We start from the raw sequence: 13,294 nt of genomic DNA, 5'->3' as shown, positions 1-13,294 counted from the left end.
CGTGCGACTGACTATTAGTTGACCACCATAATCTTTGCAACTACATCGCCTGCCGATGTCGAGGAGTAGGACGAGTCGCCCTGACTGGAGGACGCAAGCACATAGTAGACACCGCTGCGCACACGCGAGCCGTTCATAGAACAGCCGTCCCACAGGGCCGTGCCTCCCTCCGACGTGGTCTGATAGACGAGATTCATCGACGAGTCAACTATCTTGACCAGCGAGTTTTCCATAAGTCCGGCTATCGTAATCCATCCCGAATAGTCGGGCGTCACAGGATTGGGATAGGCATAGACCTCGGAATAGTCATCCTTGGTCGGGCCCGATGAAGAAGAGTATTCATAGAGGCCGGCAAGAGTGCCGACAAATATCGAGTTGCCTGTCGGGTCGGCATGAAGGGCGGTGATGGTGTTGGAGGGAAGCGGAGAGTTGGTGGTGGTGAAATGCGAGATTATATGGTCGCCGTCCTCACTGACCAGAAAGAGGCCCGAAGCGGCTGTAGCTATCCACTTGCGGTTGGAGTTGTCGACGGCCATGGCTACAATCTTATCGCTCTCCAGGAGATAGTCGGCCAGACCGGAACCGTCGTTGCGCGGCACCTTGATACGGTTGATGCGAAAGTCGCTGTCGCATGCCTTGGACGGATTGGTAATCGAAATAACTCCCGAGGTAGAGCCCATCCATACATGTCCGCGCTTATCCTCGATCATGCAGGTCCATAGCATTGGCTTGAACGACTTACCGTCCTGGTCGATAGGTTCGCTGTTGACCAAGGCAATGTCGTCGGACACATTACCGGGAGTGCCTCGCCGGTCGACGGCCAGAAATCCGCGGTTATTATCACTGTCTATTGCAAACAGCATGGACGAGCGACGGCAAAAAAGCAGTTTGATGTCGCGCGAATGGATAAAATCGGCATAATCGGGCACAATCCAGTCATCGCTCTTGAGCCCGCTCAGATCGGCGGCTCTCCGCTTGGCGGCCGGAAGCATGATTATTGATTTGTCAGGAAGCGCGGTCATCGAAGCGACCCAGAGATTGCCTTCACTGTCGATAGTTACAGCCATGGTGCCCCAATAATAGTTTCCATAGAGTTTCATCGGAGCGTTGTTTCCGTCAATCTTCAAGACCACCTTGTCGCCCTCCACGACATAGAGACCCTCGTTGCCGCTGCCGATAAAGAGACGCTCGGGATAGTCTGGGTCTTCGGCTATCTGGGTCGGAGAATATATGTAATCTCCGCCACGGTTAATGGCATTGTTGCCCGGACTCGTATTGCCTGTAGCTCCGGTAGGATTTATGTTTGACACCACCCCTTTACCGACCATGTTAAGATACAGACGCTTGGTGTAGAACTCACTGCTCCCGACAGGGTGAATCTGGTTCATACCGAGATTGGCTATGTAGAAGCGCGAGGGGTCATTGGAGGGAAACATGTTGCACACCTCATTGAAGGTGATGGCATCGGACGGCACCGACTTGTCGCGCAACACGGTCACACTACCGTCGGAAGCCACAGAGTAGTTGCCGAGGCCGCTCTCGTCGGCAAGCCATATAGACGATAGTCCGTCATATGCGGCAAACAGATTGCCCTTGAACTCGGCGGGGAGCGACATATCGACAGTCACCGAGTTATACCCGGTGAAATGACATATGCGGCCTTCGTCCGAGATAAAGCATGCCACCCCATCTTTATCGGTTGTAATAGCCGACAGCTTATAGTCACGTGTGTCGCTGTCCTGTATCATGACCGAACCGTCATCCCTGACCTCAATAGTCCCGGCGTGATTATAGCGTATGGTGGCAAAGAGCGTGCGCTCCTCGTTCATAGGCACCGCCTGTCTGAACAGGTCATAATATTCGGCTGTCACCCTGTAATTATCATAATTGTTGATGGGGCGGCCGCGTTCGATACACATAAGTTTGTATTTCCATTCGACATGGGCCGAGGGTGCGAGCAATATGTGACGCGGAGTGACAATGACTGTGCTTATGTCACGGTTATATATACCCGACTCCCTTACCTCCAGACGGTCAAGGTCATAGATAACGAGGCCGAAAGCTGTGGCAACAAACATGTCGTTGCCGTCAAACACGATGTCGTTGAGGCTCTTCTCCACATTGGCTGTCGCGTCCTTAATCTCCGGAAGGTTCACTCTCGAGCCGTCAGGCAATATCATGTCGATGTTGCCGTTGCTGTAAGCCACGGCAAGCATGTCGCGCTCTGAGTTATAACGGACAAACCTGATGGTGAAGTCCGACAGCTCCTTGCCTCCTTCATAAAACCGTGTCTCGTCGTCTTTCTTGTCGTAGTAATAAAGACATCCGCCGGTGACATACCACACCCCCTTGCCTGTGTCTATCAGGTCGGAAAACTCTCCGTGCACGGGATACTGCCGCCAACTGCCGGTGGCAATCTGGGCATGCACAGGCAGTAATGCCATAAGAGACAACAATATATATATTATTCGCTGTTTCATCATAGTCAGTCCATCGTGTCGAGATATTTCATAAGTGCAGCCGTGGCCCGTCCGCGGTGGCTGATGGCGTTTTTGGCATCGGCACTCATCATGGCAAACGACAGTTGGCCCCCTTCGGGCCGAAACACGGGGTCGTAGCCAAATCCGCCCTCACCCTGGGGCTCGGTAAGTATCTCACCTTCCACTCTACCCTCAAAGGTCAGTTCACAGCCGTTGAGTATCAGCGCGATGACTGTGACAAAGCGTGCGGAGCGGTCTGTGACGCCCTTCATATTGTCAAGCAGCAGACGCATGTTTGCCACACTGTCGTGGCCCGGGCCGGCATAGCGGGCCGAATAGACACCCGGCGCGCCGCCAAGCGCATCGACTATAAGCCCCGTATCATCAGCAAAGCAGTCATAGCCGTAATGCTCCTTGACATAGCGAGCCTTCTGAAGAGCGTTGCCTGCAAGAGTGTCGGCCGTCTCGGGGATGTCGTCATGACATCCGATGTCAGACAGCGACAATATGTGAAATCTCTCCCCGACGATGCGACGCAGCTCGGAGAGTTTATGCTGATTGTTGGTGGCAAATACTATTTCCTGCATAGAGTGTTGGATAATGCGTTAATAGATATAACGTTCTTATAGGCGATTTATTGAATAGCACGGCAATTATCAGTCTCTGCAATCGGGTGACACCATGATTCGCAGCGGAATGTCGCCCAACACTGCGGCAAGGTCGGTAAAAGAGCTGTAAAAGCTGCCGAGAATCCTGCTTGTCGACGCGAGAGCCCACAGGTCGGCCGTGGCATGCATCATCCCACGCAGTGTGTCGCGGCTCACATTGTCGTCGCCACATATGATTTTGTCGCCAAACCGGCCGGTGAGTTCTCTCATGACTCCCGCATCGTCGGTGGCGAGAAAAAAACGTGTCAGCGGCTCTTGCCGCAATATCCGCTCCATCTCACCGACAAACAGGTAGAGCGGACTGTCCTCGATTGACCTCACATTGTCGGTGCGGCGTATGTGCACCCCTACCGTATGGGCGTCAAACCGTGACGTGCGGCTTTCTATAATCCTTGCCACAGCCTGAGAGGGCTTGAACATCATACGCATGCGCTCTGCATCGTACCCACCTATCGAAAGGCCCGAAATAATGAGTATATTGCCTTTCATAGAGCATATTTCCTGCCGCAGAGCCTCGTCACGGCCGCAATATCTGATGAGATTGGACGTGTCGGAATACACCGCCTTATAGGCGAGGGTCTGATAGAGGGCTGACGCATACAGATTTTTTTTTCGCGGCATCTCCCACTTCAGAGCATACTCGACATCCGACGGCTCATAGAGCGTTATATCGTCAGGCAGAGGACAGAACAGCTCGTTGAAGGGGGCCCGCAATTCGTCATTGCTGTGCCATATGACTCTGAGCCGGCGATTGGATGCCGACGCCAGCCTGCATGCGGTGGCTATGGCCCGCATGCGGTTACACAACCCGCCTATGGCGTTGATGTCTAAGTGATCTGTCATATAATGCAAAATTACAGCTAAAAATATATATGACAAAGACGCGTAACGACAAAAGTCACACAAGAAGCATGGTTTTTAACATGTCTCTCGTGTGACTTTTGTCGTTACACGCCTCTTGGAGGAAGTGGCGGATGTCAGCCGGAAGTGGCTTTGATATATTCTCCGTGATATTGGTCAAGGATGTGGCGGATGGCGGTGCCGATGCTGAGATAGGCGTCGCGGTCGAGGTTGGCCAGCGAGGCGCGCACCGACCACTTGGGGCCGTCAAAACCGTCTCCGTTAAGAAGCACGATGGCCGTCTGGTTGGCCATACGTATCACAAAGTCAATCGGCTCGTAGTTTTTATCGAGATAATCGGCAAACTCCTCGCCATAAAACTTTTTGGCCCACACCATGAGGTCAATTTCGCTGTAATAGCCGGCACGGTTGGGGTCAGGCAGCAGGGTGAAGCCGGTTGTGCTCCAGAGGTCGTGCAGACGGCGGTGTATTATCTCTATGAGTTTGGGCTGCAGCTCGTCGGCATGCAGATAGGCCATGGCCGAGAAGAGAGCCATCTGCACCTGCTGGGGTGTGGAGAGTCCGGCCGTGTGGTTGAGCCCCACGAGGCGCGAGTCGGCCACGAGACGGTCGATAAACTTCAGCCCCGAGGGGTCGAGCGTCAGTGAGCTGTAACGGCGGGCGAGGATGGCTTTCTTGTCGTCGGGAAGCTCGGCAAGCAGGTCGTCAAAGACATTGTTGCCCTGACGGAGAGCCATGGCTGCGACTCGCCAGCCCGTAGCTCCGAAATATTTGGAGTAGGAATAGAGGCAGAGCGTGTTGTAGGGGAGCACATACATCAGCGAGCGAAATCCCTTGATAAAGGTGCCGTAGACATCGTCGGTGATAATCATGAGCCGCGGGTTGTCTTTCTTCACCACTTCCACGAGCCGCTCGAGCACCTGGGTGGAGAGACACACGCTCGGCGGATTGGAGGGATTGGTGATGCACACGGCCTTGACAGCGGGGTCGCGCAGCTTGTCGATCTCCTCGGGCGGGAACTGCCAGTCATGATAGCCATACTGCTTCACCTTGTTGGCACTCACGGTGACGACTTCGAGACCAAACTCGTCGAGACGCGGTATCTCGAGATAGGGCGTGAAGCAGGGGGTGAGAAGTGCTATCTTGTCGCCCCGCTGCATGAGGAAGTTGGCCTGGAGAGTGTTGAACACATAACACATTCCTGCCGTGGAGCCCTCGGTGGCAAAGAGGTCATAGATGGTGGTGTCATCGCCTCCGCCCATGGCCCAGCGCAGATAGTCGCGGGTGATGAGCTCGGTATACTTCAATATGCGCGGAGGGGTGGGATAATGGTCGCCAAGTATGCCGTCGACCAGCTCAAAGACGAGTTCGTCGGGGTCGGCCTTGTGGGGCTCGCCGGTCATGTAAGTGTAATAGTGGCGCAACACGTGCGAGCCCTTGTCGTCGGCATGGGCGTCGAGAAAATCAAGAAAACGTCGGGCCACACCGTCCTGTAAGGGCGACGAGGCTATGCCGATGGGCTCGTCATACATGCGTCTCTCCGACTCGCTGACAGCAAACTGTCCGAGAAGAAAGAAAGCCTTTCGCGGAAACGACAGGAGCCAGTTGGGATTGCCGCGGCCGGCGTTGAGAAATGTGGCCGTGGAGCATCGGGCATCCTTTTGGGCAAGACTTATGAGTGTGCCTTTGATTTCAAACGGACTCATCTCTGAGAGCTTACGCTCAAAGTTACGGTCCTCGGGATTTACGGGTAATGACATATGAAAAAAAATTCGATAACCGTTAGACTTTAACTTTCTAACAGTCATCGAATGTTGAATGTTTATGCCTCGGGGGATACAAATGTTTTGCAAATAATCCGCAAACCTATTGTCCACCCTTTTGTATCCTTATCCCTCACTGCTGCTTCACCAGCCCGACATAGTCGGCATATCCGGCCGCAGCCATCTCGTCGAGCGGGATGAAACGCAGGGCTGCCGAGTTGATACAGTAACGCAGTCCGCCGTCGTCCTGCGGTCCGTCGGTAAAGACATGGCCAAGATGCGAGCCCGAAGAGGCCGAACGCACCTCGGTGCGCACCCGTCCGTAGGAAGTGTCAAGGTGACGGTCTATGAGAGCGTCATCGATAGGACGCGAGAAGGCCGGCCAGCCGCAGCCCGAGTTGTATTTTCTTGTGGAGACAAACAGCGGAGTGCCGTCGACGATGTCGACATATATGCCCGGACGAAACTCGTTGTCATACTCGTTGACATAAGGCTGCTCGGTGGCCGCATGCTGCGTGACCTCCCACTGGAGCGGTGTAAGACGCGCCTTGAGAGCCTCCTTGCCGGCGGCCCCGGCGCGTGGTTTCATCTCGCGAGCCTCCTTGAAAAGGGCCGGGTCGACGTGACAATAGCCGTCGGGGTGCTTGTAGAGATAGTCCTGATGATACTCCTCGGCCGTATAGAAGTTGTGCAGCTGACCTGTCTCCACAGCAAGCGGCTGAGTGTTGCGCCGCTGTATGGTGGCCATCTGGGCATCTATGACAGGGCGGTCGGCCGGGTCGGTGTAATAGATACCGGTGCGGTATTGCGTGCCTGAGTCGCCCCCTTGCCGGTTGAGCGACAGCGGATCAATGCTTCTGAAATAGAGACACAGCAGGTCGGTGAGGCCTACGATAGCATCATCATAAGTCACTTCGACAGTCTCGGCGGCCTGAGTGCGGCCGGTGCAGACCTCTTCATAGGTCGGTGAGGCCACGACACTGTTGGCATAGCCCGCACGGGCCGACTGCACTCCGGGCACGAGCGAAAAGAGATGGGCTGTGCCCCAGAAACATCCTCCGGCAAGATATATGGTCTTAATCATAAACTGATATTTTTATTGCCGGCAAATATAACTAAAAACCTCCGTGAAACAAAAGAAAAACGGATGATAAGAGAGTATTTAACAACACCCTCTTATCATCCGTTTTATCCGTTTGGGCCACTATCCTATCGGATAACGACTTTGCGTGAGGCGGAGCCCCGGCGTTCGATATAGATGCCCGGGGTGACGGGTGACCCGAAGAGCCTTATGCCCTGAAGAGTATAGTAACTGACAGGCGCGTCCGTGTCAGAGACGCCGATCGAGATTTCATCAAAGCCCGAAGTGAGGCCCGAGCCAGTCATTGAGGCAAGGTCGACGTCGATGGAGGCGGCATAGACGCGCTCGGGATCATAGTATTCGGCGCAACTGTTGACCATATCGGCGAGATTGGGCTGAAGCACTCCGCGGAAGAGTTCACGTCCGTTGACCGTAAGCACCACTTCCTTGCCGAGCTCCACGAGCTTGTCACTGAGATATATCCTGAAACGTCCCTGCGTGGCCGGCGTGTAGGTCTTGTGAATCCTGATCGGGAGGGTCGCGGTGTATTGTGTGAGCCACTCGTCCACCACAGTGCGGGCCACCGACACCTTCATGTCTATGTTGTTGCCATTGATGTCCATCTCGTAATAGGTGCGCTCATAGTCGGAGTCAGCCGAAGCCGACTCGCTGCGCTCTATGACATGAAGGTTATAGAAGCCCGTACGGAAACGTCCGTCCATCGCATAGTTCTCCCAGCGCACATGCTTTGGATTGGTGACACGGGTGCGCTCGGCCAGCAGATGGGAGATGCGATAGTCGCCTCCGAGGTTATGGCCCACGCCCGGGACAATGGTGACATTATGGGCATACCCTTCGGGGTCGCTATGCTGAAGAGCATTGAGATACTCGTCTGCATAGGCTGTGAGTGTCGAGCGTCCGTAGGTGGTGTCGAGCTGGCCGGTGCGTATGGCAAAATAGATGTTGCGGAGATTTTCGGCAGGCGCGTTGACCAGAGGCTCGCCTCCGGCCATCGGACCGACACCGGCAAGATAGTCGGCATAGAACGATGCGAGACGCTGAGTGCCGTAAGCTCCCTCGGAGACACCCATAAAATAGAGGCGGTCACTGTCGATGTCGCTGCGCAGAAAAGCCTGACGGATTACTTTTTCCCACACCCACTGCTTTGATTTAAAAAACCAGCGATACCAGTTTTGTATACCGTTGGGGATACGGGGCACAAAATATATGCTCGGGTCGTCATGACCCTGCGCGGCCACCACCTTCATGTTGGCGATTTCGCTCGACACCGGGCCTGAGCCGTGAAGGAGTATAAACATTGGCATCGGACCCGAAGGGGTGCCCTTGGTGCCTATGTTGTATTGCATCTTGGCATCTGGTCCTTCATATTTGTAAGGCTCGTTAGGCTCATTGAAATACGGCTCAAGCGAGGTGGGTATGGTGTAGGAGACGAGATTGCCGGGAAACGGCTTGAGCGAGCGGCGCAAATCCTGCTCTTTCTTGTCGACGACAGTAAACTTGTTGTTGGCCTTGGCCCATTCCTCCCATATGCGTGCTGTGACTGCCGCCACATCGTCATGAGCTATGGTGTAGTCGCTCTTGTAAACGGCCGGGGCATATACGCCGTCAATCTGGCCTTCGAGACACTCGATAAAGTGATTGGTTACGGCTGTGTAGTCAAAGTCGGCCGGAAGCGGAGCCGGATCGGCGGCCATGGCGGGCAATGCTAACGCGCCGGTGATAAGCGGAGTGATAAGTCGTTTCATTAATAGAGTAATTAACAGACTGGTATATTTTAATACGTTGAGAACGGGAGCAGTTACTTAAAATGTCCACCTCCCGTTCTCTGCGTCCTCTACAGGACTATGTCAGTCGCTGATTAGCGGATGACTACTTTCTGAGTCTTGTCGCCCTGACGACGGATGTAGAGCCCCTGGGTGGGATTCTCCACACGCACGCCATGAAGATTGTAATATTCCACCGGGGCGTCGTTGTCGGCCGTGATGTCAGTGATTGCTGTCTGGTCACCGTCGCCTTCCCCGTCGGCGGGATAAGAGAAGACAAGCATGTTGTAGGGAGCGGGATATTCGGCATACTCATAACCCTCGCCCGAGTCAATCCACTGTGCCACCGAGTCAAACTCAAAGACAAACTTGTAACCGCTGCCCTGCTTTACAGCATAGGTGCGCTTGATCATGTTGGGAAGAGCGGCATCAGTAGTGTATTCGGTAATGCCCCACATCGCGGGCTTTACAAACTGATAGGAATCCTCGCCGCCGGAAACAACGCCCGAACGAAACGCATTGTCCTTAGGATTGTCAGGATTTTCCGGATCCTCGGGATTCAGAACGAAATCGACCTTATTCGAGCCGTTGGTCTTGACGATGCTGCCTTCAGCCGGCTCGGTATCCGCAACATATTCAATGCCATAGCGGGTAACACCGCCACACACTACTTTCTCGCTTTCAAGAACTTTGAATACCACGTTAGCCTTGTCATAGCCGAGGCAATTGGTGATGGTGTATTGCTTGGTGCCTTCATCATAGCTCACAGGGCTTGTGATGTAACCGACAAACGCACCGGGCACGAATCCGTCGGTCAGCTCTCCCGAACGCTCATAGACTGACATCTTGACGTCTTCGGCCGAAACGACAGGCGCGGCCATGGCTGCTGCGATAATGAGGGTAAAGATTTTTTTCATAATCGATTGATTTATTTATAATGGTTAATAAATTGGTCTCTGTCAGTCGGGAAACTGAGAGGCGATAAACTCGCGGAGCCTCTCTCCACGCAGACCTTCGGAGATGATGCGGTTGTTCTCGTCAAGGATGAGCATATAGGGAATACCATACACCTTGTAGACATCGCGTGCGGTGTTGCCCTTGTCAAGCTCGGAAGCATTGTGCCAGTTCATGCCGTCCTTCTCAATAGCCTTTATCCATGCGGCCTTACTGGTGTCGAGCGATACGCTTATGACCTCGAGCCCCTTGGAATGGAAGTCGTCATATATGGCCTTGACATTGGGTGTCTCGGCACGGCAGGGGCCACACCATGATGCCCAGAAGTCGAGAATCTTGACTTTGCCCTTGATGCCGTGAAGGGTGATGGGCTTATCGTCGGGAGTGAGCATTGTGAAGTCTGGAGCTATGCCGCCGACCGAAATCTGTGATGATAGTTCGGCTTTCTCCTTGAGCATCTTTCCGCGCTCCGAAGCAAGAGCGTTGGGGCCGAGAAGGGAATACTTCTTGTGGAGAGTCTTGTTGCGCGTGAGGGTGTTTATTCTCTGGGCTATTACGGACGCGCTGACCATGTTGTCGTTCTTTGACAGGAAATCATCCTCCGCAGCCTCGAAACGGTCGTTCTCCCGCTGGAGCGCGCCTTTGAGCTGCACTACCCAAAAGTAGTCGTTGAGGTCATAGGTGGTGCGATAGTAATTATTGACAGAGTCACGACGTGCAGCGGTCTCAATCTCGAGATTGTTGTAGGCATTGCGGCACTGCTGAAGCGCACCGCCACCGGATGTGCGCACAAGACGGCTGTCAGTCTTGGCGTCAACTTTTATATCGGCACCGTTTTCGATAAACACCGGTATATCTACCTGAGTGCCCACAGCTATAATCTTGGCCTCGAATGGAGCGGTAACGTCACCGGTAAATTTGAAGGACCCGTCGGATGTGACAACGTTGGCCAAAGTGTCGGCCTTTTCGAGTGATGTGGGACGGAGAAAGAGTATACGTCCGCCGTGTCCGCTGATATTACCGCTCACGGTATAGCCAGCCGAAAGAGAAGACACACCGACAGCAGCGAGGAGTGCTGTAATGGCTATGCTTTTAATGTTCATGTTTTCTACTGTATTTATGTTGTTATTTTGCAGGTTCCTTATATACAATCTCGACAATGCGTCCGAAACCGTCAAACTCCTTCTTGAGAGTTATAGCACCGGTATATAGTTCAGGGATATTGTAGAAGCGCACGATGCCACACTCGCTATCGTCCTTACCCTGAACGTTTGAACCGATCACAAGGTCATATTCACGGTTGCGCTGCCAACGCTTGTAGGAGGGATAGTAGAACGGGTTGAACTTAAGTTCGGTAATCTCTTCACCCGGGAAGTCGAGCACCTGAACGGCTGGAACCGACGGGTTAGTTAGGTCAAACTTGTAGACCTTGGAGCCGACACTGTAGAAGAGATAGTTCCACATGTGATGGAAAGCGAAATGCTCGGCACGTTCAACGCCGGGACCTATAATCTGGCAGTATCCTTCCTGGCATTGATAGTTTATGGTAGTCTTTTTGCTACCCTCGGTGACCTCCTTGGTGTAGAATCCGATGCCGTAATAGAACATTTCATTGGTTGCAGGATCCCGGAGCACGGACGAAACTCTATTGAGCTGGCTCACCGGCTCCATCCACACCATTGTGCGACCACCCGTGGGATTCTCGAAGAGATTGTTGTTTTCAAACGTCATGACTTCGGGATATACGGAGTTGTTGGTGAGTACGAGAAACTGCGAGTTGGTCTCGTCGTAGAGGAGGAACGGATTTACCTCAAAACGTCCGCCCATCGCCCACTTGGGATGTATGCCGATGAAAGGGGCCGGCTTGAACTGCTCCTTGCCTTCGATCTTGGTCATGGGATAGAGAAATACCGCACCGCTCTCAATAGTGCCGTCGTCGGTGACGAGTGTGAGGGTGTAAAGCTCGTCATTATCGTCAATAACCGCCCACACCTTCTTCTTAGCAAGATGGGAGATGGCCGAAGCCTTGATTTTGAGCTTGTCGGGGGTCAGACCGAAGTCCCATGCGAGACGGTTGTCATCACCGGCGTGCAGGTCGTCGGAATCAAGACAGTAGGTGTCCTTGTCGGTGACGAGCAGGGTGGGACGACGGTAGGTAGAATAATTGTAGAAGAGTCCGAGAGGCTTGCCGGTGTCGAAGTCGAAGTCAGCAAGCATATCGCGGAAGAGCATGTCTTCGGTCTCGGTACGGTTGAATATTATGTCAAGACGGGTCTTGTCACCTACGTCACACAACACGAGCCAACCCTCGTTGGTGGCCGAGGTGACTATGATTTTGAAGGGGACGGTCCATGTGACGCTTGTAGACTTATCCTTGGCACTGAAATAACAGTTGTATTTCCCGGGACGCAAAGCAACGAGATAATTGATTTCGCGCTCGCGGCACACTACAACTTCCTCGGGGTCGATGTCTTCCGACAGAGCGTCATTAGGGATTATACGCCACTCAAAGTCATAGGACGCATCGTCGGTGATGCCGAGCGAAGACTCTAATTTCGGAGAGAAGCGCATATAATCGGAGTGGGCCATGTAGGTATATGTCTCACCGCGCACCAACTCGTCGCCATATGCCACATCTACCTCATTGACGGGGGTATAGGTATAGTTGCCAAGATCGTCGGAGCAGGCCGGGGCCGCCATGGCCATTGCCGCTGTGACGATGAGGCCATATATGTGATTGCGTTTCATTTATTATACGTAATTACAATTTAACTGTTAGAGGTTGTCAGAGCTGCGACTCGGGCCCCATCACCATTTCTATAGGGTCGCCGTTAGAGTCCTTCTCGTCTTCGTATATAGTGTTGCCGGCAAGTTTCTGCTCGTCGAGATACTTCTGCATGTACTGTCCGGCAAAACGCAGGTAACCTACCTGAAGCTCATCGGCCATCCAACGCTCGCGGTCGATGTTCATTATGTCACATATGAGCATGGCCTTTTTCTGCGACCATTCACCGAAGTATGGTTCACCGCGTATGCCCCACCATGTGGGTATGGGGAATGACTCATCCATGCGTATGATGCGCTGGAAGTCCATGGGACGCCATGAGAGATTGCCGTCCACGTCATACTCGGGGAGACTGCGGGAGAAAAGGAATTTGAGCGAGGTATTCTCTATGAGTCTTACCTTGAAACTGCGCTTGCATAGATGCAGGTCGTCACGACGCATAAGCGTGATGGGTATGGACACCTCCGCGGCCCCTGCAGGCATTACGAAAGTCGTGCCTGAAATCACATAGTCGATGCCTGGCTCAGCCTTATCGGTAGGTATTTCCGGCTCTACATCGAGAGGCTGTGGGTTGACGGCCTCCTCCACCTCCTCCCCGTCACCGGCGGAGGGCTTGTATTGGCTGACATAGGTAGGAGCCTCCTCGATTACTATCTCAAATGGCCTGTCGACCGAAGAGATATTACCGAAAAGCTTTACCACCAGCTCGATCTCCTGTGTGTATACTGAGGAGTTTTTCATGCCCCATGGCACGTCGATGGTGTCGGTGAACGTCTCGGCCCCTTTCCAGAAGGTGTCGAAATACATGCCGTTCTCACCTTTGTAAGTGTCGAGCTCCTTCTCGCAGGAGGTAATAAAGAGAGTGGCGGCGAGTGCTATACTGGGTAATATCTTATAAAGACTTTTCATATCTTTAAT

At 53.3% G+C, this 13,294-nt stretch carries 10 protein-coding genes; all 10 read right to left on the bottom strand.

Annotation, left to right across the window (positions count from 1 at the left end; all coding sequences use genetic code 11):
• Positions 1-14: 14 nt before the first annotated feature.
• The 10 genes from porZ to QGT73_RS03330 all read right to left on the bottom strand — a co-directional run bounded on the left by porZ (position 15) and on the right by QGT73_RS03330 (position 13,285).
• Complete coding sequence (porZ, locus tag QGT73_RS03375; protein ID WP_280121415.1) at positions 15-2,444, bottom strand: type IX secretion system anionic LPS delivery protein PorZ; 2,430 nt, start codon at positions 2,442-2,444, stop codon at positions 15-17.
• A 41-nt stretch (positions 2,445-2,485) separates the two neighbouring features.
• Positions 2,486-3,067 (bottom strand): non-canonical purine NTP diphosphatase, encoded by a 582-nt coding sequence (locus QGT73_RS03370; protein WP_280121414.1) that lies wholly within the window; start codon positions 3,065-3,067, stop codon positions 2,486-2,488.
• 69 nt (positions 3,068-3,136) lie between these two features.
• The gene (locus tag QGT73_RS03365; RefSeq protein WP_280121413.1) at positions 3,137-3,991 is read right to left on the bottom strand and encodes an O-fucosyltransferase family protein; all 855 of its coding nucleotides are present in this window, start codon (positions 3,989-3,991) and stop codon (positions 3,137-3,139) included.
• 134 nt (positions 3,992-4,125) lie between these two features.
• A complete protein-coding gene (locus tag QGT73_RS03360) occupies positions 4,126-5,769 on the bottom strand; it encodes a bifunctional aspartate transaminase/aspartate 4-decarboxylase (RefSeq protein WP_280121412.1) in 1,644 nt (547 codons plus the stop codon).
• Positions 5,770-5,905: 136 nt separating this feature from the next.
• Positions 5,906-6,856: a peptide-methionine (R)-S-oxide reductase MsrB gene (gene msrB / locus QGT73_RS03355; RefSeq protein ID WP_280121411.1), complete on the bottom strand. Its 951-nt coding sequence runs from the start codon at positions 6,854-6,856 to the stop codon at positions 5,906-5,908.
• Positions 6,857-6,981: 125 nt separating this feature from the next.
• A complete protein-coding gene (locus tag QGT73_RS03350) occupies positions 6,982-8,619 on the bottom strand; it encodes a hypothetical protein (RefSeq protein WP_280121410.1) in 1,638 nt (545 codons plus the stop codon).
• A 113-nt stretch (positions 8,620-8,732) separates the two neighbouring features.
• Complete coding sequence (locus QGT73_RS03345; protein WP_280121409.1) at positions 8,733-9,554, bottom strand: hypothetical protein; 822 nt, start codon at positions 9,552-9,554, stop codon at positions 8,733-8,735.
• A 42-nt stretch (positions 9,555-9,596) separates the two neighbouring features.
• On the bottom strand, positions 9,597-10,694 hold the full coding sequence (locus QGT73_RS03340) for a TlpA disulfide reductase family protein (RefSeq protein WP_280121408.1): 1,098 nt from the start codon (positions 10,692-10,694) through the stop codon (positions 9,597-9,599).
• A gap of 22 nt (positions 10,695-10,716) precedes the next feature.
• A complete protein-coding gene (locus tag QGT73_RS03335) occupies positions 10,717-12,339 on the bottom strand; it encodes a PKD-like family lipoprotein (protein ID WP_123616655.1) in 1,623 nt (540 codons plus the stop codon).
• A 37-nt stretch (positions 12,340-12,376) separates the two neighbouring features.
• The gene (locus tag QGT73_RS03330; protein WP_280121407.1) at positions 12,377-13,285 is read right to left on the bottom strand and encodes a DUF4843 domain-containing protein; all 909 of its coding nucleotides are present in this window, start codon (positions 13,283-13,285) and stop codon (positions 12,377-12,379) included.
• Positions 13,286-13,294: the final 9 nt, after the last annotated feature.

The sequence above is a fragment of the Duncaniella muricolitica genome (assembly GCF_910574735.1).
Lineage (GTDB): Bacteria > Bacteroidota > Bacteroidia > Bacteroidales > Muribaculaceae > Duncaniella > Duncaniella muricolitica.
Note: the sequence above shows the minus strand (reverse complement) of the source record. Positions and strands in the feature narration are given on the sequence as shown.

Bases quoted from the DNA above. Each gene is read 5' to 3' on its own strand.
- porZ (WP_280121415.1), bottom strand. From the start codon at position 2,444: ATGGCATTACTGCCTGTGCATGCCCAGATTGCCACCGGCAGTTGGCGG.
- QGT73_RS03370 (WP_280121414.1), bottom strand. From the start codon at position 3,067: ATGCAGGAAATAGTATTTGCCACCAACAATCAGCATAAACTCTCCGAG.
- QGT73_RS03365 (WP_280121413.1), bottom strand. From the start codon at position 3,991: ATGACAGATCACTTAGACATCAACGCCATAGGCGGGTTGTGTAACCGC.
- QGT73_RS03360 (WP_280121412.1), bottom strand. From the start codon at position 5,769: ATGTCATTACCCGTAAATCCCGAGGACCGTAACTTTGAGCGTAAGCTC.
- msrB (WP_280121411.1), bottom strand. From the start codon at position 6,856: ATGATTAAGACCATATATCTTGCCGGAGGATGTTTCTGGGGCACAGCC.
- QGT73_RS03350 (WP_280121410.1), bottom strand. From the start codon at position 8,619: ATGAAACGACTTATCACTCCGCTTATCACCGGCGCGTTAGCATTGCCC.
- QGT73_RS03345 (WP_280121409.1), bottom strand. From the start codon at position 9,554: ATGAAAAAAATCTTTACCCTCATTATCGCAGCAGCCATGGCCGCGCCT.
- QGT73_RS03340 (WP_280121408.1), bottom strand. From the start codon at position 10,694: ATGAACATTAAAAGCATAGCCATTACAGCACTCCTCGCTGCTGTCGGT.
- QGT73_RS03335 (WP_123616655.1), bottom strand. From the start codon at position 12,339: ATGAAACGCAATCACATATATGGCCTCATCGTCACAGCGGCAATGGCC.
- QGT73_RS03330 (WP_280121407.1), bottom strand. From the start codon at position 13,285: ATGAAAAGTCTTTATAAGATATTACCCAGTATAGCACTCGCCGCCACT.